This is a genomic window from Peribacillus frigoritolerans (genome assembly GCF_030676415.1).
Classification (GTDB): domain Bacteria; phylum Bacillota; class Bacilli; order Bacillales; family DSM-1321; genus Peribacillus; species Peribacillus frigoritolerans_A.
On record NZ_JAUUTW010000029.1, the window covers coordinates 1 to 21,791 of the forward strand.

At 37.7% G+C, this 21,791-nt stretch carries 29 protein-coding genes; 20 read left to right on the top strand and 9 right to left on the bottom strand.

Annotated features, from left to right (window positions below; genetic code table 11):
* Window positions 1-152: 152 nt before the first annotated feature.
* Both Q8G36_RS21895 and Q8G36_RS21900 read right to left on the bottom strand, forming a co-directional pair.
* Complete coding sequence (locus Q8G36_RS21895) at window positions 153-455, bottom strand: CotD family spore coat protein (protein WP_336622981.1); 303 nt, start codon at window positions 453-455, stop codon at window positions 153-155.
* A gap of 138 nt (window positions 456-593) precedes the next feature.
* On the bottom strand, window positions 594-1,514 hold the full coding sequence (locus tag Q8G36_RS21900) for an aminoglycoside phosphotransferase family protein (protein ID WP_305161431.1): 921 nt from the start codon (window positions 1,512-1,514) through the stop codon (window positions 594-596).
* A 339-nt stretch (window positions 1,515-1,853) separates the two neighbouring features.
* On the opposite strand from Q8G36_RS21900, the gene Q8G36_RS21905 reads away from it, so the two are divergent.
* Window positions 1,854-2,543: an N-acetylmuramoyl-L-alanine amidase gene (locus Q8G36_RS21905; RefSeq protein ID WP_305161430.1), complete on the top strand. Its 690-nt coding sequence runs from the start codon at window positions 1,854-1,856 to the stop codon at window positions 2,541-2,543.
* Window positions 2,544-3,036: 493 nt separating this feature from the next.
* Here the strand turns inward: Q8G36_RS21905 and Q8G36_RS21910 are convergent, their stop codons facing one another.
* Window positions 3,037-3,675, bottom strand: coding sequence for a LexA family protein (locus Q8G36_RS21910; RefSeq protein ID WP_305161429.1), 639 nt, complete (start codon window positions 3,673-3,675; stop codon window positions 3,037-3,039).
* 133 nt (window positions 3,676-3,808) lie between these two features.
* Here Q8G36_RS21910 and Q8G36_RS21915 point away from each other — a divergent pair, with 133 nt between their 5' ends.
* Window positions 3,809-4,033, top strand: coding sequence for a helix-turn-helix transcriptional regulator (locus Q8G36_RS21915; RefSeq protein WP_063234642.1), 225 nt, complete (start codon window positions 3,809-3,811; stop codon window positions 4,031-4,033).
* A 117-nt stretch (window positions 4,034-4,150) separates the two neighbouring features.
* Window positions 4,151-4,348, top strand: coding sequence for a hypothetical protein (locus Q8G36_RS21920; protein WP_305161428.1), 198 nt, complete (start codon window positions 4,151-4,153; stop codon window positions 4,346-4,348).
* A 168-nt stretch (window positions 4,349-4,516) separates the two neighbouring features.
* Here the strand turns inward: Q8G36_RS21920 and Q8G36_RS21925 are convergent, their stop codons facing one another.
* A complete protein-coding gene (locus Q8G36_RS21925) occupies window positions 4,517-4,738 on the bottom strand; it encodes a hypothetical protein (protein WP_305161427.1) in 222 nt (73 codons plus the stop codon).
* Window positions 4,739-4,968: 230 nt separating this feature from the next.
* On the opposite strand from Q8G36_RS21925, the gene Q8G36_RS21930 reads away from it, so the two are divergent.
* The 4 genes from Q8G36_RS21930 to Q8G36_RS21945 all read left to right on the top strand — a co-directional run bounded on the left by Q8G36_RS21930 (window position 4,969) and on the right by Q8G36_RS21945 (window position 7,721).
* Window positions 4,969-6,501, top strand: coding sequence for an esterase/lipase family protein (locus tag Q8G36_RS21930; RefSeq protein ID WP_305161434.1), 1,533 nt, complete (start codon window positions 4,969-4,971; stop codon window positions 6,499-6,501).
* Window positions 6,502-6,781: 280 nt separating this feature from the next.
* Window positions 6,782-6,919 (top strand): hypothetical protein, encoded by a 138-nt coding sequence (locus Q8G36_RS21935; RefSeq protein WP_305161426.1) that lies wholly within the window; start codon window positions 6,782-6,784, stop codon window positions 6,917-6,919.
* Between the two features lie 28 nt (window positions 6,920-6,947).
* Window positions 6,948-7,235: a hypothetical protein gene (locus Q8G36_RS21940; RefSeq protein ID WP_305161425.1), complete on the top strand. Its 288-nt coding sequence runs from the start codon at window positions 6,948-6,950 to the stop codon at window positions 7,233-7,235.
* A 261-nt stretch (window positions 7,236-7,496) separates the two neighbouring features.
* Window positions 7,497-7,721: a hypothetical protein gene (locus Q8G36_RS21945; RefSeq protein ID WP_305161424.1), complete on the top strand. Its 225-nt coding sequence runs from the start codon at window positions 7,497-7,499 to the stop codon at window positions 7,719-7,721.
* A 536-nt stretch (window positions 7,722-8,257) separates the two neighbouring features.
* Here the strand turns inward: Q8G36_RS21945 and lexA are convergent.
* Window positions 8,258-8,881: a transcriptional repressor LexA gene (gene lexA, locus Q8G36_RS21950; RefSeq protein ID WP_063234646.1), complete on the bottom strand. Its 624-nt coding sequence runs from the start codon at window positions 8,879-8,881 to the stop codon at window positions 8,258-8,260.
* A gap of 155 nt (window positions 8,882-9,036) precedes the next feature.
* Here lexA and yneA point away from each other — a divergent pair, with 155 nt between their 5' ends.
* The 6 genes from yneA (at window position 9,037) to Q8G36_RS21980 (ending at window position 13,601) form a co-directional block, all read left to right on the top strand.
* Window positions 9,037-9,348, top strand: a complete 312-nt coding sequence (gene yneA / locus Q8G36_RS21955; RefSeq protein ID WP_305161423.1) for a cell division suppressor protein YneA — start codon at window positions 9,037-9,039, stop codon at window positions 9,346-9,348.
* 19 nt (window positions 9,349-9,367) lie between these two features.
* Complete coding sequence (locus Q8G36_RS21960; RefSeq protein WP_305161422.1) at window positions 9,368-10,024, top strand: YneB family resolvase-like protein; 657 nt, start codon at window positions 9,368-9,370, stop codon at window positions 10,022-10,024.
* 65 nt (window positions 10,025-10,089) lie between these two features.
* Entirely contained in the window at window positions 10,090-10,323 is a 234-nt protein-coding gene (locus Q8G36_RS21965; RefSeq protein WP_305161421.1) for a DUF896 domain-containing protein, read from the top strand.
* A 235-nt stretch (window positions 10,324-10,558) separates the two neighbouring features.
* Window positions 10,559-12,562: a transketolase gene (tkt, locus tag Q8G36_RS21970; protein WP_305161420.1), complete on the top strand. Its 2,004-nt coding sequence runs from the start codon at window positions 10,559-10,561 to the stop codon at window positions 12,560-12,562.
* 298 nt (window positions 12,563-12,860) lie between these two features.
* Window positions 12,861-13,301, top strand: coding sequence for a sporulation inhibitor of replication protein SirA (gene sirA / locus Q8G36_RS21975; RefSeq protein WP_305161419.1), 441 nt, complete (start codon window positions 12,861-12,863; stop codon window positions 13,299-13,301).
* Window positions 13,302-13,385: 84 nt separating this feature from the next.
* Window positions 13,386-13,601 carry a YneF family protein gene (locus Q8G36_RS21980; protein WP_285767008.1) on the top strand — a complete coding sequence of 72 codons (216 nt, stop codon included), beginning with the start codon at window positions 13,386-13,388 and terminating at the stop codon, window positions 13,599-13,601.
* 337 nt (window positions 13,602-13,938) lie between these two features.
* On the opposite strand, the gene Q8G36_RS21985 is transcribed toward Q8G36_RS21980, so the two are convergent.
* The 3 genes from Q8G36_RS21985 to Q8G36_RS21995 are packed head-to-tail and all read right to left on the bottom strand — an operon-like array spanning window position 13,939 to window position 15,678.
* Window positions 13,939-15,075 carry a zinc-dependent alcohol dehydrogenase gene (locus tag Q8G36_RS21985; RefSeq protein WP_305161418.1) on the bottom strand — a complete coding sequence of 379 codons (1,137 nt, stop codon included), beginning with the start codon at window positions 15,073-15,075 and terminating at the stop codon, window positions 13,939-13,941.
* A gap of 13 nt (window positions 15,076-15,088) precedes the next feature.
* Window positions 15,089-15,451, bottom strand: coding sequence for a spore coat protein (locus Q8G36_RS21990; protein ID WP_305161417.1), 363 nt, complete (start codon window positions 15,449-15,451; stop codon window positions 15,089-15,091).
* Between the two features lie 11 nt (window positions 15,452-15,462).
* Entirely contained in the window at window positions 15,463-15,678 is a 216-nt protein-coding gene (locus Q8G36_RS21995) for a spore coat protein (protein WP_305161416.1), read from the bottom strand.
* 165 nt (window positions 15,679-15,843) lie between these two features.
* Between Q8G36_RS21995 and Q8G36_RS22000 the strand changes: the two genes are divergently transcribed.
* The 6 genes from Q8G36_RS22000 (at window position 15,844) to Q8G36_RS22025 (ending at window position 19,014) form a co-directional block, all read left to right on the top strand.
* Window positions 15,844-16,071: a hypothetical protein gene (locus Q8G36_RS22000; protein WP_305161415.1), complete on the top strand. Its 228-nt coding sequence runs from the start codon at window positions 15,844-15,846 to the stop codon at window positions 16,069-16,071.
* Window positions 16,068-16,367: a spore coat protein gene (locus Q8G36_RS22005; RefSeq protein ID WP_305161414.1), complete on the top strand. Its 300-nt coding sequence runs from the start codon at window positions 16,068-16,070 to the stop codon at window positions 16,365-16,367. Before Q8G36_RS22000 ends, Q8G36_RS22005 begins: the two co-directional genes overlap by 4 nt.
* A gap of 170 nt (window positions 16,368-16,537) precedes the next feature.
* The gene (locus Q8G36_RS22010; protein WP_305161413.1) at window positions 16,538-16,957 is read left to right on the top strand and encodes an RrF2 family transcriptional regulator; all 420 of its coding nucleotides are present in this window, start codon (window positions 16,538-16,540) and stop codon (window positions 16,955-16,957) included.
* A 100-nt stretch (window positions 16,958-17,057) separates the two neighbouring features.
* Window positions 17,058-17,444, top strand: a complete 387-nt coding sequence (locus Q8G36_RS22015; RefSeq protein WP_305161412.1) for an IDEAL domain-containing protein — start codon at window positions 17,058-17,060, stop codon at window positions 17,442-17,444.
* Window positions 17,445-17,491: 47 nt separating this feature from the next.
* Entirely contained in the window at window positions 17,492-17,806 is a 315-nt protein-coding gene (gene trxA, locus Q8G36_RS22020; protein ID WP_305161411.1) for a thioredoxin, read from the top strand.
* A gap of 86 nt (window positions 17,807-17,892) precedes the next feature.
* Entirely contained in the window at window positions 17,893-19,014 is a 1,122-nt protein-coding gene (locus tag Q8G36_RS22025; RefSeq protein ID WP_305161410.1) for an NADH-dependent flavin oxidoreductase, read from the top strand.
* Window positions 19,015-20,209: 1,195 nt separating this feature from the next.
* On the opposite strand, the gene Q8G36_RS22030 is transcribed toward Q8G36_RS22025, so the two are convergent.
* Window positions 20,210-20,608: a DoxX family protein gene (locus Q8G36_RS22030; RefSeq protein ID WP_305161409.1), complete on the bottom strand. Its 399-nt coding sequence runs from the start codon at window positions 20,606-20,608 to the stop codon at window positions 20,210-20,212.
* A gap of 791 nt (window positions 20,609-21,399) precedes the next feature.
* Here Q8G36_RS22030 and Q8G36_RS22035 point away from each other — a divergent pair.
* Window positions 21,400-21,561, top strand: a complete 162-nt coding sequence (locus Q8G36_RS22035) for a hypothetical protein (protein ID WP_305161408.1) — start codon at window positions 21,400-21,402, stop codon at window positions 21,559-21,561.
* The last annotated feature ends 230 nt before the right edge of the window (window positions 21,562-21,791 follow it).

The window sequence follows — 21,791 nt, forward strand, 5'->3', positions numbered from 1 at the left end:
CCAAAAATGGCCTAACATAGTGGGCTCGTAGAGCCCCAATCTCTTAACTTTAGGCGAAAATTCAAAGGGAATTTCAAAAGGGGTTCAGAATTTTTTAATTCCGAACCCCTTTTGTCTACAAACTGAAAAACCCCGAATAGGGGTTTTTTTAATTAATATCTTATCATTCTCCTTGAAAAACTGGGGGGTTGAGGAACTCCACAAACAAAGCTTTGGGAATAACACTCTTTCACGATACTTCGGGTATGCGGTATAAATGTGTTGAAGTGTTTATTCACGGTAGTTGTATGTGTCGGGTGAAAAACCGGAATCACAGTGTTAATGACATTAGTTTTAACAGATTGCTTTGTTGGGGAGATTTGAGGTGGATTATACTGAGTGGGCATTCTGTGAGGAGGGCAATATTGTGGTGGACATTGACCGCCTTTCGGATGCCCCCAGGGCTTATTATACATTTAAACACCTCCTTGCTTTTTTTGAAAGTCATTATTAGTTTATGAAAATAATTGATAAAGGGACTGGTATAAATGCCTTTATCAAAAATTCACGGGCATACCAGATCTTTCACTCATTTTTAAAAAATTGAATAAACATTAATGTAAACGAATTCGGTTAATCGCTTGACGAACAAATGACTTGTGTCTTTTCCGCCAGTTATTTTCCTTGCTTTTTTCCAAGCCCCATTCAGGAAATGTAGATAACCGTAATGCGGCAAATAATTGCCAGACGGGTAAGGTTGTAAAATTCACCTCCGGCATCATGGATTTATATTGATTGGTGAAGTTATTCATCGCTTGCATTCCAAAATGATATAAAATTTCGAGTTGACTATTTGCAAGATCAGCCAAAGGGTCCCCTAAGCCTGAGTCTTCCCAATCAATTATGGAAACTAGTTTATCCTCTTTCCATAATATATTTCCTGGCCAATAATCTCCATGAAGGATCACTTCCTTATTCATGGATGGTAATGGCATGAAAGATTTTAGCAAATCTCTAATCAAGCTCAGATTTAATGTTTCGTCCAGGTTTACCCTATCTTCATTCTTTAACATCTCGACATATATATTTTCTAGTTTAGGCAGGAATGATAAAGATAGATTTGCACAATTAACACGATGGATTTTTGCTAGATTGATTGCCAATTGTAAGATATGATCATTAAGATTTGAGGGGGTGAATTCTGACTTACCCTCAATAAACTCGATAAGTATGCATGGCTTGGAAAAAGTCTCGCAAGATTGCTCGAAGTAATATGGCATCGGTACAGGCAAACCGGCAGCTGTCAATATCCCTAAGAGCTTATGTTCATCTGCTGCAATATTTGGATTCCGTTTCAAGTCATTATCACCATGCTGACGAACGATCATTTTTACGATCTGCCCTGACGATTGTAATATTTCAAGTCCTGTCACCTGTGCAGAAATTCCGCCTTTTAATTTCCATGCTCGAATTAGCTTGTTTCCTTGATCCAAATTTTTAACTAATTGTTCAAATTTACCGTATTCATTTATCATACGATTTCTCCTTTTAACCGTACCTGTTTAGGCATTTAAGTTACATTATCTATAGGATAAGTGTCCAGTTGGTCTATAACTTTCGTAAAAAATATATTCAAAGAATCCATTTAGCATCTGGCTACAATTTCAATAAATGAAACCAATAGCTTCTATCTCCTTCCAACCTTTGTTTATAGGTGGCTTATCCTCCAATAATTCCTGATAAATAGGTGTGTTTTTTTGGGGAACGGCAGCCGAGAAGAAGAATTCTATATTATTTTGAAATTTCTTTAATCCGATAGTTATGTGTACAAGCATTTGTTAATACGTAACATAAGATTAATAGAGGTGATAGAAATGGTAAAAGTATTTATTGATCCCGGCCATGGCGGTACGGATCCAGGCTCGGTGGGGAATGGATTGAAAGAAAAGGATTTAACTTTATCCATTGCAACTCGAATCAAAGACATCTTATTAATAGAATATAATAATGTTTCTGTAAAAATGAGCAGGACTCAAGATACGTACCCCTCCTTAAACGATCGTACAAATGCAGCGAACGCGTGGGGAGCTGACTTTTATCTCTCCATCCACATTAATGCTGGCGGCGGAACTGGGTACGAGGATTACATTTATACGTCCACTAACCAGATAACGAAAACGTATCAAGATCATATTCATTCAGAGGTCATGAAGCTTATCAACATCCAAGACAGAGGACAAAAAACAGGAGATTTACATGTACTCCGTGAAACGGACATGCCTGCACTACTGACTGAAAATGGATTTATCGATAATGTCAATGACGCAGCCAAATTGAAAACGGCATCCTTTATCGAATCACTGGCTCGCGGACATGTAAACGGTTTAGTTAAATGCTTCAATCTTACAAAGAAAAGTACAGCTGTATACCACACTGTCGTTAGTGGGGATACCGTATATTCCTTAAGCATTGCTTATGGCAGTACGGTTCAGCAAATTAAAGATTGGAATGGTCTTGACAGTCAGTATACCATTACAGTAAACCAGAAATTGCGAGTGAAATGAATAATTGATAATTGACTGGTTAAATTATTCATAACTTCCAGAAAGCACACCACGCATGAAGCCCTTCTCAAAAAGAGAGAGGCTTTTCTTGGTTCAGGAAAATGCATGTAATGAAATAATCAGGTGCATTCTACCGTCCTGATTTGTTCCATTACTTCGATAATGGCTGAAGGAGTGTAAGGGAAATATTATGACCAAAATATTATTAGCCTCTAATATTAAAATCTCATTCTTAAAACTGATATACGGAGGGAAAAATCCCTTGGATCTTGTATACCAGTTTATCTGCATGTAAGGGAAATTTACTGGAAAAAGCGTCCTAGGACACATATAGTTTCCAAATACATTCACTCAATGAAATAAGTAATCTAAAGAACGATACTAAATAGCACAAACCATGATGGCTTGTACCTAATATGTAGAATTGAATCTATGTATTGTTGCTCATTATTCATTTATTTTCATTTCCGTAAAGAAACCCCCGGGATGGATATTAATCGTATATTTTAATGGCTTGAACCACTTTTCCTAAAATTCGGACTCTATCATTTTTGATATTATAGGTTTTTTCTTCATAAAAAGGATCCGTGCTGCAGGGAGTGAGTGTGATGTTTTCTTCATTGATATTCACTTTTTTAACCGTAGCATCGTGACCATTTACTAAAACCACACCAATTTTTCCGTTTTCGACATAGGTTGTTTTTTCAACGAGAATCAATGATCCGTCTCTGAATTCTTTGTTCATGCTATTGCCATTCACTCTAAGGAAAAAATATTCTTTATTCGATTTTAGCATCGAATTTAATGTCGGCATATAGGTTTCTATATATTCGTTGGTAAAATTAGGCTCTCCAGCAGGGATATTTCCGTAGACACCAATTAATCTTACATTCTTTTCATTTAGAAATTGCATTCCAGGATTATTTCTAACGATAGGTGCTCCTTCAATGAGGTGGGATAGCGGTATTTCAAAGCATGTGGACATCATGCTCAATTTATCCATTAAAGGTTTATTCCGTCCGGATTCCCAAGCTGAAACAGCCGTTGGGGCCACTTTTAATATATTTGCCAAATCTTCTTGTGTCATTTTTCTTTCTTTTCTTAACATTTTAATCCGTTCACCAATGTGCATATTTCTTCACCTCTTACTTGAATATACACTATGAGTGAAAGTGAGTAAATTTAAAGTGCGTGAATTTTGCGAAAAGTTGTTGGTAACTATACTTCAAGTGTGATATTATTTTTTAGACGGGTGGTGACAAGATATGACAAACGTTAAGTTCACACTTAAACAAGCGAGGAAGTATAAAGGATTAACTCAAGATGAAATGGCTAAAGTGCTGAAGATGGCGAAGAGGACATACATTGACTATGAGCAATATAAGATTCCTTTGCGAATCGATAAGGCTTATTTATTTGCTGAATGTGTAGGATTCTCGATCGACGATATCATTTTTTTTGATCCTCACCTACACTTCAAATGTAGTTGAAAGTTCAAATGTACCAGTATTTCTTCACCAGATTGGCCATTCGGAATGTAAAGTCTAATCAATATAATCCTAACTTCCATGGGACAAGATTCAAGTAATGGAAAGAAGGTGAAAAAAGTGGAAAGGGAAATTAATTCTTTTGAAGTTGCAGTAGCAGCTGCTGCCGTTAGCCTATTCAAGATTGGAAAGGAAATTCGTAGAGATGTCATTGAGGATATTATCGTACACGACGGTGTTGTCAAATTGTACTACCGGAAGGACGAGCTTATCACTGAAATTATTGATCCTGTTCTCATGGGGGATACGGGTATGTAGGAGGGGGGGAGTGCTTAAATGAGTAAAAATCCAAACTTCTTTTGTGTTCATTAAAAAAGGGGCCTGTATGCTGATATTTTGTAGTAAATAGACGATTGATTCTAAGCCCAATGAATGACAGCCAATTGCTGTGAAAGAATTTAATTTACTTAATGTATAGGACGGACTTTAAAACACCATGAATAGGAGCAATTGGACAATGGCAAATTCGAAGGAAAAGTTAATATGGATGAACAAGCCCTCTATCCTTTGCAGGATAAGGGCTTGTTCTCTTTTTTCGAACGTGAAGCATTCGATTTTAAGGATTTCCTCTGTAAGTACGTCTTCATAAAAGGAAAAAGAGTGCATACATAAATGAATTGAAGGCGAATCTTCATACTTTATCTCCATTTTTAATGAACTTCTTCTAGTTTTTTTCTCCCATCTTTATGAAGGTAGCAGGTAATGGTATGCAAAAGTACAAATATATACTAATGAAGGCTATGGAAGGTCTGGGAAGGAGGGCATTGATAATAGGATGAGTTCGAAAAAATACCACAGGATATTGGAGGAGATAACAATTGAAAAGGAATGTAATCAATTATGTCGTTTTTCTTGTCCTTATTCTAACCATATTAATTATGGCTAAGCCAGACATTTCCTCAGCAGGGAAATTGAAGCCGCCCTCCGAAACTTTCAGTCCAGGGGATTGGTTTCTTGGAGGAATTCCTCCCAATCTTGACACAGAGAAACCACCGATCGTGTTTGTTCAAGGGAAAAATAGCAGTTCAACCAGCTGGTACGGTGAAACGGAATATCATGGTGTCAATGATATGTATACCAAGGCGTATGAAGCAGGCTACCAAACGGTTTTTGTTCAGCTTCATGATTCAGCTGGAAATGGATCAGTGAGCCAATATGCTAATGGAAGGCTTTTAGCTCAAATGCTCTCAGAAATCAGTAACCATTTCGGGGGCGAAAAAGTAAATATTATAGCTCACAGCAAAGGCGGGCCAGACACCCAAGCGGCTCTAGTACACTATGGAGCACACCAATATGTTGGAAGGGTCATCACTTTAGCTTCCCCTCATCATGGTTCTTACCTAGCTGATTTGGCTTATAGCTGGTATGCGGGCTGGCTTGGTTCCTTATTAGGTCAAAAAGATGATGGAACTTATTCTTTACAAGTTGGTAAAATGGCGGAATTTCGTTCTGTCACGGATAACCATGTTAACTCTCGTAAAAACATGTATTTCACTGTGGCAGGTATGAACAGAGGCCCGGTACTTTCAGCTTTATCAATGGGGGGACAATATTTATCTTCATATGGAGAAAATGATGGTCTAGTGAATGTATGGAGTACAAAAATCCCCTACGCAACACATTTATTTACGGATCCCAACTTTGATCACGACAATATTCGAGTCGGTTCAGCTGTATTTTCAAGAATTGAACCCTATTTAAGAAGCACTTCCACCGCTGGGATTCCTGTATTTAATGTCAATTATAAAGAACGAGTTGAAGATGATGTCATCACAACCGCACTCGCTCAAACCGTTCTGGGTGATGTCCTGAAAAAAAATGTCTGGATCGAACAAGTCTTCCATGTAAATGAAGCAGCCCCAGGTAATATAACCATATATACAGCCTCAAATGATGTTGAGGTTGAATTGATTTCTCCATCCAATAAAAAGTATTCACCTTCCTTAAAGGTTCATTCAGCCAAAAATGAAACTTCCTTTTTTAATGGAGCAACCATCCAATCATTCTATAGAAATAACCTTGAAATTGGTGACTGGAAAGTACGAATGAAGACTAAATCGTCAAAAGACGCCTACTTGTTCACAGCACAATTTAACGAAAAGAATCCCATTACATTAAGTATGGCCGGTAAAGTTAAGCAAAAAGATGCAAAGTTTTTAATAAAGAATCCATTGAATGATAAAAAAGGACCAATAAGCACAACATTTTTGGTTCATCTAATAGATGAAACCGGTGATGAAGTTAGTGAAAAAAGCTCAATTAATGTAATGGATACCGAAAATTTTACTGGTACCCTTCCAGAAGTACCTAAGTCAGGTGTTTATAATGTAACAATAGATGTCAAGGAAAAAAATGTGGATGGTACTGAAAGAACCCGGACGCTGATTCGTTCGGTCTATATTGAGAAATAGTGAAATGCCTTCTCTTAGTTGAGAGGGTCTTTTTTGGGGTAAAAGAGGGGGTGAGGGTAAAATGCCAATTCAGGTTCCCTGGCAAAAAAAAGATTTTATGAATTGCAACGAGTGACAGCCTGTATTGATTTATTCCGCCCTTTGATAGATTCTTTATAAGGCAAAATACCAATTTTTAGTGGCTTGGATAGCCATATACCAACCCGTTTTATTCTGCAAACAATGATGTAGATGGAATGAAAATGGAAATGAATTAGCCAATAACCAAAGGGTGGCAGGAATGGCTATCACTGCATTTCCTGATAATTTAACTGCCAGAATCCATGAAGCTGATATTGCTGGTATTGCAGTAAAAGCACTTACAGAAGGAAGTAATCATAGACAAACATCCGATTTGACTGACGCTTCCGTTCTTTAGGATTTTTCTAGATAGCGAGGAAGAAAAGGTGAAAAATAAAACAGATTTGATTGTAGCCTTTTTACTTGCCGGAACGCTTGCTTTTCTTCTTTTAGCTATTACGCAAGGGTCTTTATCACTTGCTTTTATCGGAATTGTCTTTTTTATCTTATTTTTATGGAGAATTCGAGTAGCTCAAAATCCTTTCATACAAGGGAAGATATTTGAAAATAGAACTTTCTCTGGGGGACTACTAGTCTCAGCTCTAAGTTCTGGGATTGGGTTTGGTATACCGTACCTTACACCTCTTTTACTTCAAGGAGTAGTGGACTTCTAATGTTTCCTGGGGCGGTTCTTGCAGCTATCCTAGGGAGAAAAGGCGGGAAGCTCGCGGATCAAAAAGGAAATGGGTTTGTTGCATACACAGCATTATTATGTTTCTTTTTAGGATATGGGATTTTGTCAATTCTTGCAGGTTCCTCTCCATATTTCATTATGATTGTGCTTATTTTTGCTTATGTTGGTCAAACATTTATACAAATTGCGTTAGGTAATACTGTGTCACGTTCGCTATCAAAAAAAACAAGCAGGTGTAGGTATGGGCATTTTTATGATGATGAACTTCATCGCAGGTGCTACAGCAACTAGATTAATAAGTAAAGCATTAGAAGTTAAAAGTCCAAGTCTACAACTTAATCCATTTTTGTTAGATCACAATAGTTTTAACTTCAGTAAAATCTACGCCGTTCTTGCAATTTTAATTGTGATGGTTACCTTTATTTATAGAAGTAACTTTCGAAAAGAAACTATAAAAGATCATTAATTAAAGCAGGGGTCCATTTATTGAACTCCTGTTTTTGTTGTATATAAATATATGGTGAAAAAGCATATTCGATACGGGGTGCGCCTCAGATCCGGAATATACAGAAAAACTGGTGAAACTTAACGAAACAAGTGATTTAACTAAATACGATGTAAGCCATCGAAGAGGTTTATCATATTGTCAAAAAAGGGGATTTCGTCTCTGCTCTAGCAAAGGCATATGGTACTACACAAGTTCAGATTCAAGTGGAACGGCTTGGTAGATCTAACCTTATTAAAGTGAACCAAAGATTAAGAGTGAAATGAATTTTAACAGGGAGCGGTATTTTAACGCTCTCCTTTATTTGAATGAGTTTCTTTCCAAAGTACTTATACCAAGAAAGACGATGGTACACCTTTCATCCGTTATAAAAGATGTTAATATTCCCATGAAAATTGAGTCTATTAAAAAAATATATCAAAACCTACTCTTCCGTATGCATATTGAGAGAATTCGAGACATAAATTAAACAAACAAAAAAAGCGCGGATAGCGCTTTTAGTGTATTTGTCTATATAAGCCTATTACTTTTCCAAGTATCGAAACATCTCGTAAAATAATTGGTTCCATATTTGAGTTCTCAGGCTGAAGCCTTATGTAATCCGGTTCCTTAAAGAATCGTTTTACAGTGGCTTCATCATCTTCCGTCATGGCCACGACGATATCTCCATTATTGGCACTGCTTTGTTGTTTCACGATGACATAATCTCCATCATGAATTCCTGCTTCGATCATACTTTCACCCATGATTTCCAGCATGAATACATGGTCATCATGTGGAACCATGCTTTCGGGAAGCGGAAAGTATTCTTCTATGTTCTCAATGGCCGTTATAGGCATACCCGCTGTTACTTTTCCAAGTAACGGCACGTTCACGACATTGGCTTTGGGAATATTGTTCGCTTCCTCCGAATTCATTATTTCAATGGCCCTAGGCTTGGTTGGGTCGCGTCTAATCAGGCCTTTACTTTCCAGGCGGGATAAATGTCCATGTACTGTTGAACTTGATGCAAGCCCCACTGCTTCGCCAATCTCCCGTACGGAAGGTGGATACCCTTTTTGGCGGACCTCTTCTTTAATGAAATCAAGAATATCTTGCTGCCGTTTTGATAGTTTAGTCATTTGTGCACCTCTTCCCCAATGTTCTTTGCTACATTATAGCATGGCCCCCAATTCTATACAAACATAAGTTCGAATTTTGTTGTTGACTGAAACAAACGTTCGTATTATAATTTGACCATAACATACGAACGAACATTCGCTTTGGAGGGATATTCATGAAAAAATTATACAAAAATTATATTTATACGATTCTATTAGCGGGATCAGTATTCATCTTTTCAATTTTATTCTCTTGTACATTGGACAATGATCAAAAAAAAGATTTCCTTTCTATAGAAGTAAGTGAAGGTGATACCCTATGGGGAATTGCCGAAGAATATGAGGAAGCAAATTTGACAAAAAAAGAATTCATTGGTTGGATAGAAGAGCATAACGGAGTCAGGGCGGATTCGATTAAACCCGGTCAAGTCATCGTCATACCGGTTAAAGGGGAAGAACTTGTCCAGAATTTGGCAAGTGAGCAGTAAGTAGTGAAGGTAGGGTATTATGAAGGCGGTAATCTATTGTAGGGTCAGCACAGAAAAAGAGTCACAGGAAACATCATTGGCAAGGCAGGAAGATGAATTAGTCAAATTGGCAGAAAAGATGGATGTTGAAGTCATTTCCATAATAAAAGAACAGGCAAGTGGTTATGAGTTGAATCGGGATGGCATTTTTGACATGCTCGAACTATTTAAAACCAAAGAAGCTGAAGTACTATTAATCCAGGACGAAACAAGACTGGGAAGAGGGAATGCCAAAATAGCCCTTTTCCATGTCATCCTTAAAGAAGATGTGAAAATTTATACGCTCTCACACGACGGGCAGCTTGAGTTATCGGATTCGGATGCCATGGTCATTCAGATAGTCGGTATTGTAGAAGAATATCAAAGGAAACTACATAATCTTAAAATAAAGCGCGGGATGATAAGGGCCGTTGAAAAAGGGTACCGTCCTCAAAAAAATCTCCAGAATCAAAGGAATTCCACTGGAAGGGAACGTATGGAGATCCCTATTGAAGAAATTATTAAACTTCGGGCCAATGGATTGACATTTGCAGAAATCGCAGCAACTTTAAGGGGCTTTGGATACAATGTATCTAAGGCTACTGTGAACAGGCGTTTTCTCGAACATCAACTGAATACACAGGAAAGTAAATCATAGAACTTGTAATTTCGCTTTTTTTTTAATACCATGACAATATCCGGAGATTATGAAGGAGCGAAATTATGTTATCAAAAGAAAAATTAGCCCGTATTAATGAACTTTCTAAAAAGGCAAAGTCTGAAGGTTTGACCGAAATTGAGGCGAAAGAGCAAACCCAATTGAGAAGTGAGTATTTGGAAACATTCAGAAAGTCCATGACCGATACATTGGAGCATGTGAAAGTCGTTGATCCAGAAGGTAATGACGTCACTCCTCAAAAGATAAAAAATATAAAAGAAAAAAGAAACTTACATTAATAATGCTTGGATTCACCTGATGGAACATTCCGTTTGAGGATCCTCTTAGCATTTAGGAGTAAAAAGGGAGTGCATTCATGTATGTATTCTCCTATTTAGTTTAATCTAAATAGGGGACTTCCCTTATTTCTAGAAAATTGTAATATTGGGGCAGTAAATAGTGATTTTAGTTGTGATATTATGCTTGTCACTATAATATAAAGAGGTACATTACAGGAAGGGATGTTTTTACGATATGTTAGATAAATTAGATGCACTTTCTATTAATACGATTCGTACATTATCGATTGATGCAATTGAAAAGGCTAATTCCGGCCATCCAGGTATGCCAATGGGTGCAGCACCGATGGCGTATAAACTATGGACCGAATATATGAACCATAACCCGAAAAATCCAGATTGGTTTAATAGAGATCGCTTTGTTCTTTCAGCTGGTCATGGGTCTATGCTTTTATACAGCCTTCTTCATTTATCGGGCTATGGCTTATCTATCGATGATTTGAAAAGCTTCCGTCAATGGGGCAGTAAAACTCCAGGACATCCTGAATTCGGACATACGGCTGGTGTAGATGCAACTACTGGCCCGCTTGGACAAGGTATCGCAATGGCAGTCGGAATGGCAATGGCAGAACGTCACTTGGCAGAAAGCTATAACCGCGATTCTTATAATGTGGTCGACCATTATACATATAGCATTTGTGGAGATGGAGATTTAATGGAAGGTGTTTCGGCAGAAGCCGCTTCATTAGCAGGACATCTACAACTCGGAAGACTCGTTGTTTTATATGATTCTAATGATATTTCCCTTGACGGCGACTTAAGTCAATCATTTAGTGAAAGCGTAGCAGACCGGTTCAAATCTTATGGATGGCAATATATCCGTGTTGAGGATGGGAACGATCTTCAGGAAATTGCTAAAGCGATTGAAGAAGCGAAAACCGACGATGCACGCCCAACATTAATCGAAGTGAAAACGGTTATTGGTTACGGTTCACCTAATCGTTCAGGTAAATCTGCTGTTCACGGCGCTCCGCTTGGTGCAGATGAGCTGAAATTGACAAAAGAAGCATATAAATGGACATTCGAAGAGGACTTCCATGTTCCGGAAGAAGTGTATTCACACTTCAATGAAGCTGTTGTTGATGCAGGCGCTCAAAAAGAAGAAGCTTGGAATGAATTGTTCAAAAATTACAAAGAAGCACATCCTGAGTTAGCACAGCAATTGGAGCTTGCCATCAAAGGTGAACTGCCTGCTGAATGGGATCAGGAAATTCCGGTCTATGAAGAAGGTAAGACATTAGCTTCCCGTGCTTCAAGTGGGGAAGTACTAAATGCGATTGCCAAAAAGGTCCCTAGCTTCATTGGGGGTTCTGCGGATTTAGCCGGATCTAATAATACTGCCATCAAAGGTGAGACAGATCTATTACCTGGTAATTACAGTGGCCGTAATATATGGTTCGGTGTACGTGAATTCGCTATGGGTGCGGCCTTAAATGGAATGGCGCTTCATGGTGGATTAAAAGTATACGGAGGAACATTCTTCGTATTCTCTGATTATCTACGTCCTGCCATAAGAATGGCAGCATTAATGGGACTGCCTGTAAACTATGTATTCACTCATGACAGCATTGCTGTAGGGGAAGACGGACCGACTCATGAGCCAATCGAACAATTAGCATCATTGCGTGCAATGCCTAACCTAGGGGTAATCCGTCCAGCTGATGGCAATGAAACGGCAGCAGCCTGGAAAGTGGCTATGGAGTCTACAAATAAACCAACTGCTCTTGTACTGACTCGTCAAGGATTGCCAACAATAAAAGACACTTCCAAAACTGCGTATGAAGGTGTTTCAAAAGGGGCTTACATCATCTCTGCTTCTAAGAAAGAAGTAGCCGATGCATTACTTCTTGCCACTGGTTCCGAAGTGAACTTGGCTGTAGAAGCACAGAAAGCTTTAGCGAACGAAGGAATTGATGTTGCGGTAATCAGCATGCCATCATGGGATCGATTTGAAACTCAATCTAAAGAATATAAACAAAGCGTAATCAATCCGGCAGTGAAAAAACGCCTAGCTATCGAAGTGGCTTCACCGTTTGGCTGGGATCGTTATGCAGGTGATGAGGGTGAAATATTGGCCATCAATCATTTTGGAGCTTCTGCACCAGGCGGTAAAATCATGGAGGAATTTGGTTTCACTGTAGAAAATGTAGTTGCCCGTGTTAAGGAAATGCTTAAATAATAGTAAGGGAGAACTGACACCAACTAGATTGGTGTCAGTTTTTTTTATCAAAAACAATCCTATTTTATATGGAATGTGCCCCTATTCTAAAGGAAATCTTCCATTCGACAAAAAAAGAAGAAAATTTCTCCAGTAAACTACATATCTTTTTAGTTTGTCAATATATAATGAGAATAAATAAATTTCGTTTAAATGTGTCAGTTAAAGGGGAAAGTCATCATAGTGGAAAATAGTGGAGAGGGTCCTGGTAGTTAGATGTTTTCGTGACCAAAATAGGAAAGCTAGGAGGCATTGGCTGATGAGAACCTATCAAATTTATTTAATCGAAGATGAATTTGCCCATCATTATTATGGAAGAGAAAAGCTATTTTTCAATTTGTTTTTGGAGTATATTCAAGCAAGGGGCAGACTGAAGAGTATTTTGCAAAAACAAATCGAATATGTCACCAAAACAGTCCCGATTATCCAGTTGCAGTTAGCGATTGAACAACGTTTGCAAAAAAAGATGAATTATTGGACTCAAAATGGAAAATACTATTTAGAAAAAACAAACGGATCAAGTAAAGCCGTTTTAATTATTCAGAATGAGTCCATTACTCTTGAAGCTGAAGGAGACTATGAAGCGGAGACGGCTTTCTTTGAAAGTATTCGAAAATATGAAGCGAGTTTTCTGGCCATTGATTTTGAACATGAAAAATACGGTTGGTTAAAACCGATAAAAGAAAGAAAATTTGTCTAAATGGGGGACTTTTCGGTAGCGGGTATTGTATAATAACCTTTGGTCTAGTACACTGATGTTAGACAACACGAAGGAGGAAATAGTATGTGGATTTACATTCTAGTTGGCGTACTGGCATTGATTGCTGGAGTAGTGCTGGGATTTTTCATCGCTCGTAAATACATGATGGATTACTTAAAGAAAAATCCGCCAATTAACGAACAGATGCTGAAAATGATGATGATGCAAATGGGTATGAAACCATCCCAAAAGAAAATTAATCAAATGATGAGCGCCATGAATAAACAACAAACAAAATAAGATAGCATTTATAAGATAAGCAAATCATAACTACCTTGAAGAGTGTATCTTTCATCATAAATTTTCCTAGTTTTTGCTTTATCTTTCAAATACTAATCCTAAACTTCTTTCTCTGATAAAACCAAATCGGAGAGAGGGGTTTTTTATGTTGTTAGTGGATAAGCAGGAGTAAAAATGATGAAGCTAACTAAAGATAAAAGGGTGGCAATCATGAGGCTTGAAAGGTTTCATAGACTTTCATGATTCTACACAGGATTCATCAAATTCAGAAACTTACTATATTGCATGTAAGGTTCCTGAATTTGAGTGACTGGCCATTCAATTTTCTATATAATGCTCATGGTTTTAAAACCACTTTAATGCATCCGTCTGTCCTTGTATCGAATACTTGGTAACCATGTTTAGCTTGATCCAATGGTAGTACGTGGGTTACGACATCGCCAGGATCAACTTTCCCTTCAGATATAAGATTATAAAGATATGGCATATAAGGGATAACAGGAGCTTGTCCGGTCTTGATATCCACGTTTCTTTGAAATATATCTCCTAGCGGAAAGCCGTTATAACGCCCTCCGTAAGCACCGGTTATTTGGATGGTTCCTGCTTTACGGACCGCTTGGGAGGCGATTACAAGACCACCCATTGCACCGCCATGCAGCTTAAGCCCCGTTGCAAGATATTCCATTGGGGTCATTTTACCACTCATGCCTGAACAGTCAATTACGATATCAGCTCCGCCTTTAGTTATTTCTTTTAGATATTCCCCTGCGTTTTCATATTGTTCGAAATTAACGATTTCGACTTTATTTGTCCGTTTTGCATGTTCCAAACGATAGTTGAGATGATCGACGGCAATGACCCTCTTCGCTCCTTTGAACCAAGCGAATTTTTGTACGAGTAATCCAACGGGACCGCAGCCTAAGATGATTACTGTATCACCTGGTTTCACTCCTGCATGGTCGACGCTCCAAAATGCAGTTGAAGCTGCATCGGCGAGTAATATCAATTTTTCATCTTCAATCTCACAGTCTTCTGGAATCTTAAAAGGTGTGAAATTCCCATAAGGAACCCGCATGTATTCTGCTTGTCCTCCCGCATAGCCGCCAGTTGTTTCTGAATATCCAAAAAATCCGCCCATTTCCCCATGAGGATTCGAGTTATCGCACTGACTTGTAAGGTCATTGTCGCAATACCAGCAGCTTCCGCAGCTAACGTTAAAGGGGATGATTACACGATCTCCCTTTTTCAATTTATTTACACCAGGACCAACTTCCTCGACAACCCCCATTGGCTCATGACCAATAACATAATCCGTTGGCATATTAGGAATCATTTGATGAATCAAGTGCAAATCCGAACCGCAAATGGCCGAAGCAGTAATTTTTACGATGATATCATCAGAATTTTTGATATGCGGGTCTTTAACCTCTTTGACCTGCACGTTTTTATTGCCCTGGTAAGTTACGGCTTTCATTAAACTTCCTCCTCTATTTATTCGGCGTTGCGAACATTCCGAGTCTATCTGTATCGTTAGGGAACAACTTCATCCCAGCGATGCTAACTGCCATTTCAGCTGATTTCAGATCCAATTCAACTTGCTTTCCTACATCATTTGGATAAAGCCAGCCTTTACTTATCATTAAATCGGATATTTCTGCATGTAAATCAATGGATTGCTCCATTTGCCGGTATAATGTTTTACGCAATTCTGGACTGGCTGTTTCTGACAATGCGATGCCATACGTATGAATACCGCTTTTGACCGACAGTAGGAAATCCAGGGCAAAAGAGGAATCCGCCATTTCAGGCATATGTTCAGCACCTAGGGGATCTAAATAATCCATTTCCATTAAAGCTCACCTCACTGTATATGGTTTGTTCGGGCACCTTCGTAAAAAGTCATAAGTTCATTAATGGCTACTATAGATTGCTGTACGTCTTTTTCCATTAATGCTTTTAAATCATTGTCAAAACAAATTCCTTGCATTAATTTGGATTTCATTAAGCATATTGTTTTAAAATTTAATATTTCATGGGTTTCCATGGTCTCGTGAAATGCCAGCTTTTCATTTTCCATTCAATCACCTCCTAAGTCTATGTAACAAAGGTAATTTTCCCAATTCAACTCTCGGGTATACAGAGGACTACATGTTGTTTTTTAATGTTTTATAACCTTTTATAGAAAAATGAAAAGGAATGAATAAGAGCTTTTGAACAACGAAAGATAAGTATGAGAATTTAAATGAAAGGTGAGATACTTTTAGTGGAAAAGTTGGGACTGCATGAAACGTTAGAATTGCATGAAATATTGAATTTCAAAAGCCTTTGTCTATCAAAAGCAGCTACAATGAATGGGTTAGTCCAAGATACCGAATTAAAAAACATTCTTTTACAGGACATGAGCAACGGAAGAGAGCATATTCAAAAATTACAGGAAATCCTGGTAAATCAAGGCGAGGGAAGACAATGACTAACTTTTTGCAAAATATGGCGGGTATGGGTGGTATGACCGATCAGGTGATTGCTACTGACTTTCTGAATTCTGCCAAATCAGGAATAAGAAATACGGCTTTCGCCATAACAGAAACAGCTTCACCTGAATTGAGGGCTACATTACGGGAACAGCTGAGGTCTTCTGTAGAAACACATGGGTTAATAAGTGATTATATGGTTTCAAAAGGTTATTATCATCCACAGGATATAAGTGAGCAATCGCAGGTGAATCTAAAAGCGGCTAATACAGCATTGAATCTTTCTCAACAATGAGATTCATCACCAGAATCAAATGAATGTGATTCCCTCTATCCTTTGTGGTTAGGGGGATTTCATGGTATAAACCGATCTACATAGTTGAGGAAGCTGTTGAGTTTTTTGACTTGACTTTATCAACTGTAAATTATAATATTACAGTAATCTCCTTGAGGAGGATGCGAAAAGTGAATAGTGATTTTACAATAGCTGTCCATAGTTTGGTCTATTTAGCTTATCTACCAGATCATATGGCAAGCAGTGAGTCTATCGCAGAAAACGTTTGTACAAACTCGGCAAGGATTCGGAAAATGATGAGCTGCTTAAGAAAAAAGGGATTTGTTAAAACTAAAGAAGGCGTTGGCGGAGGCTATATTCTAGACTGTAACCCTGAAGAGGTAAGTTTGGCAGATATTTATATAACCGTCTCACATGGAACCTTGAAACCAAAGTGGTGTACAGGTGATCCGGAGAAACAATGTGTCATATCTTCCAATACTCAGGTAGTTATGGATCAAATATTCGATGAAGCTGAATTATATTTTGAAAAATATTTAGAAGATATAACTCTCAGCACTTTTTTGGAAAAAATTAAGCAATGTCCGTGATATTGATTTAGTTTTTTCTTTGTACTAAATGTATATTTTATTATTACAGTTAATAACTATAGTTTGAATATCAAATGAACATATAAGGGGTGTTAAGGAAATGGTTAAAAATATTCAGTTCAAAAATGGGGATTGGGTACAGGGAAAATCAAGAGATGGGGAACTTATCCATGGTTTCATTGAAACCGTAAGTGATAATCGAGAAATCGTTAAAGTAAATGTGGTGGAAAGTGATAATGAAAAAGCGGTTGGAAAATCGATTTGGATTCCGAGTAAATGGACTGAAAAACTGCCGGATCTAGAAATCAGTAACGAAAATCATCTTTTGGCTTTAATTGATTTGGCGTTACTTTCTAAAGATGAAACATGGTTTATGGAGTTATCCGGTAAATTGGAATCCATCAAAATCCATCCGAAATTAAATGCCAGGAAATCAGAGTTTCTTATTCCGGGAAATAGAATCGCAAAACTTGATTTAAATAGATGATGAGTAAAAACCATAAATATTTCGAATAATACAAGGAGGAAATGATCATGACAATAGAACATGTAACAGATGATAATTTTGCAAGTGAAATCAAGGAAGGTTTAGTATTGGTTGATTTTTGGGCACCTTGGTGCGGTCCGTGTAAAATGATTGCCCCGGTGCTTAATGAAATAGATATGGAAATGGGTGATCGGGTTAAAATCGTAAAACTTAATGTGGATGAAAATTCAGATACGACAAGCGAATATGGGGTGATGGGAATTCCAGCTCTTATTCTATTCAAAGATGGAGAAAAGGTAGATCAAGTTATTGGCTTCCAGCCAAAAGAAGCCATTTCGGCATTAATCGCAAAGCATGCATGATTATTGAAATAATATGCGGATGTGTACTGTGATTCAAGGACTTATATCCAACCAACGTGGTGGGTAACTAAATGGAGGATTACTAAATGAATTCTAAATATACACCATTATTTGAGTCATTCAATTTAGGAAAGGAGTTAGAAGTGAAAAACCGATTGGTTATGGCGCCTATGACAAATTTCTCTTCGAATCCTGACGGGACTGTATCCGACGCCGAAGTTAACTATTATGAACGTCGGTCAAGCGGGGTAAGCATGGTTATAACGGCATGTACTTACGTGACGGCTAATGGAAAAGGTTTTCATGGGGAATTTGGCGGAGATAAGGATGAATTGATACCTAGTCTAAGTCGTTTGGCATCAGCGATTAAAGCGAAAGGTGCCAAGGCAATTCTCCAGATTTTTCATGGCGGCCGAGAGGTTCCACCGGAATTGGTAAATGGCGATGTTGTCAGTGCAAGCAATATCCCGTCGGAAGGCGAAGGGAAAGCAGTTCCGCGTCCACTATCTGAAAAGGAAATAGAATCGATCATTCTCGACTTTGGTGAAACCACCCGACGTGCCATTGAAGCGGGATTTGACGGTGTCGAGATTCACGGTGCCAATGGTTACTTGCTTCAGCAATTCTTTTCGCCTCATTCAAATCGTCGTGAAGACAAGTGGGGCGGTTCCCTTGAAAAGCGACTGACTTTTCCATTAGCGGTTGTGGATGAAGTGAAAAAGGCTGTTGCTGAACATGCCAAAGGTCCGTTCATCGTAGGATATCGTTTTTCACCGGAGGAGCCGGAAACACCTGGAATCACCATGGATGATACACTTGCATTAATTGATGGGCTTGTAACAAAGGATCTGGATTATCTTCATGTTTCATTAATGGATTTTTGGTCGAAAGCAAGACGGGGAGCCGAGGTTGACCGACCTCGGATAGAAATTATAAAAGAACGTATCGGAGATCAAGTTCCCATCATTGGTGTTGGTTCCATCTATACAGCGGATGATGCGATCAAAGCACTGCAATCCGGGGTTCCGTTAATCGCGTTAGGCCGTGAAATCATAATCGATCCTGAATGGGTACAAAAAGTGGAACAAGGCAGGGAAGCTGAAATCGTGACAAAAATAAACAAAGATAATCAGCAGCAACTTGATATTCCAGACCCATTATGGCAAGCGATCATCCACTCTCCAGGATGGTTTCCAGGGATTGGATAGATAACCATTCAAATTTATTGAAATAAAAAATGCATATTAGTTTTTAAAACCAGTATGGAATGATTGTACTTGTAAAATAATAACCCCGGATAACGGGCACACATATAAAAGTGTTCCTTATCCGGGGGTTTTATGTTTATGTAAGGATCATTTATATGAGTGAGAATCTATCTAAACAGCACTTAGGAAGCTGCTATTCAACACCAGAAGTGCAACCAATAATGGCTGCTTTTCTGGTGTTATCTTCTTTTTAACAGAATAGCTAATATATTTGTAGAGAAATGATAAGTAAAAGAGACAACATATAATCACTATCTAAAGATAAAAAATAAAATCACTGATAGTACTAGATATAAAATGAAATTAATAAGGATTTGCCACATGGGTCCCCCCAATCTAACAACAGATCAATAAGACCGCCCCCTTTTTCATTTAATAACTAATCTATTTATTACTGTATTTTCTTGTTTTTCGGTGTCAAAAGTATCAATCGAAGTAAAGTTTATGAAACAGTAAATAATAATGTCATCACTTGGGGATTTATATTGTTTATCTTGTTATAAATTACATATTTTGTTTCTAGAGTCTATTTACCAATCTTAAGAATTTTGGAAAAGGTTAGGGACAAATCAAGTACAGTTGATTTCAAGGATGGGAGCATTTTAACTGTCTCTGAAGGAATATTCTATAATAGGGTATCTTTTGATTCATTGAGGACACACCGAAGATAAAAAAACATGAGGTTATGATCATTCTCATTATTACTGTAATTTTTCCTTAGTTTGAGTTTTAGTTTTTAGACATGATATTTTTCAAATTAGGAACTTTTGTTTTCAATCCGAAATTTTTATTTTAATTAGGCACTGGTCCTGTGAAAAATCCACATCAACATGGAAGAGGAGGAACAGAATGAAAAGGATTCGATAGTACTCTATAATTTTAATGGCCTTATTCCAACTCATTTGTGAAAATTCCTGTACAACAGTGATGCACAGGAAGAATATTATTTAAATATGGGACAACCTATGTTCCTATTTCCTCAACACGATAATCGAAGTATCCATTACTCGAGTTATAAGCTTTGATAACCAATAGAAAAATTTCTGAGCAATGGGGAAAAAGTAAAAACACGGAGTGGCTTTACCCAACTCCGTGTTTTTTTATAATGTAGGATTAGCAAACCTAAGCGATACCTTTAAAATAGAAAGGAATCAAGTGAGTATGGGCCAGCTCCGGTTAATGCAACGCCAATAGCCACTGCAAGAATGGCAAGATTATATTCATAACCGTTTTGAGTTGACCAGTAGCCATTTGCTCCATGGACTTTAACGATCGCTACGAGCATTGTAAGTGCAATTAATATACCTGCAAAGGGTGTAAGGAGACCTAAAGCAAATAAAGCTCCGCCAATAAGCTCTGATAGACCAGCAAATAGGGCCATGGTAACTCCTGGCTTCATGCCAATCGAATCAAACCAGCCTCCTGTACCTTTCAAGCCATGACCGCCAAACCATCCAAATAATTTTTGAGCTCCATGTCCAACAAACGATAACCCGATTACTACACGTATAACTAATAAACCTATACCAATCATTTATGATTCCTCCTGGAATTTTATTTTTAATTTAGATATCTTTTATTCGAGATTTATATTAAAAAATAAGGGGTGTTATCTCGAATTAATTTATCTTTGATTAAAGATAATATTTTTTGAGCGATTTGTCAAACATAATTTTATCATTTTAATTTGAATGATTGCTCTGGGGAAAAAGGAACGAGGATAGGTGATGTTTCTCGGATGAATTAAAATAAATACATTTCATTTCTTGGGTTCTGTATTATAGGGAGAAAAAACCACTCCTTTTATTTCTAAGGGATATCTCTTAAACGAATAGTTCCATAGTCCATTGATAGTTTTTTCTTCCTTTGATGGAGTTATACATGGGGGGGGATGAACATTCTTTTTCATCATCTATTATAAGGATGATGTCTTCAAAGAGGTTGTTCAAAATTGAGGTATGGATTATAGGATGTAAGGTATCTGGTTTAAAGTGGATATATTCATTAACTTCAAAAAGGCGAAAGTATGCTATTAAGTGTTATCACTTCCCTGCTTTTTTATCTAATAGTTAGAAAAATTTTTTGATAGAGAAATAGTGGATTACCGAATACTATGCCAAGGTTCATTCAACAGGGAACTTTTTGAAAAAAAGGGTAAGCTTAACTTGGAGTGAAACAATAAATCAGAAACCGTAACACATTCCTTTATCGTACTGTAGGTGGACTTCAGCATGAATATTTGGAGTGTCATTGTCGCAATGAGGGTCTTCAAACGAATGCCATCCTGCTACATACCTATTACTCGCGAACTTTTCTGATATACTCGTGAATTTCACACTTTTACTCGCGAACTTTGCTGATTTACTCGTGAATTTCGCGCATTTACTCGTGAGTTTTGCTGATTTACTCGTGAATTCCGCGTATTTACTCGTGAATTTCACACTTTTACTCGTGATCATTATATATGGAATCCAATTTTATTTATAAGGGCTCCGAACTGGAAGTACAAATCTCGGTAATCAATGTGAATCCACTGGTCACCGATTATTTTATGAGGTGACTGCCGCATCGACTGGCCCAACCACGCTTTCAATTGGATCCAGCAAGTTTTTTCTCGAATACTGGTGATACCCTGCGACTGTTCTGCTTGTATTAGGTACGAAAACATTCATAATGAGGGGTTTATTAATTGGGTGCTGAAAATGTAGGATTTAATA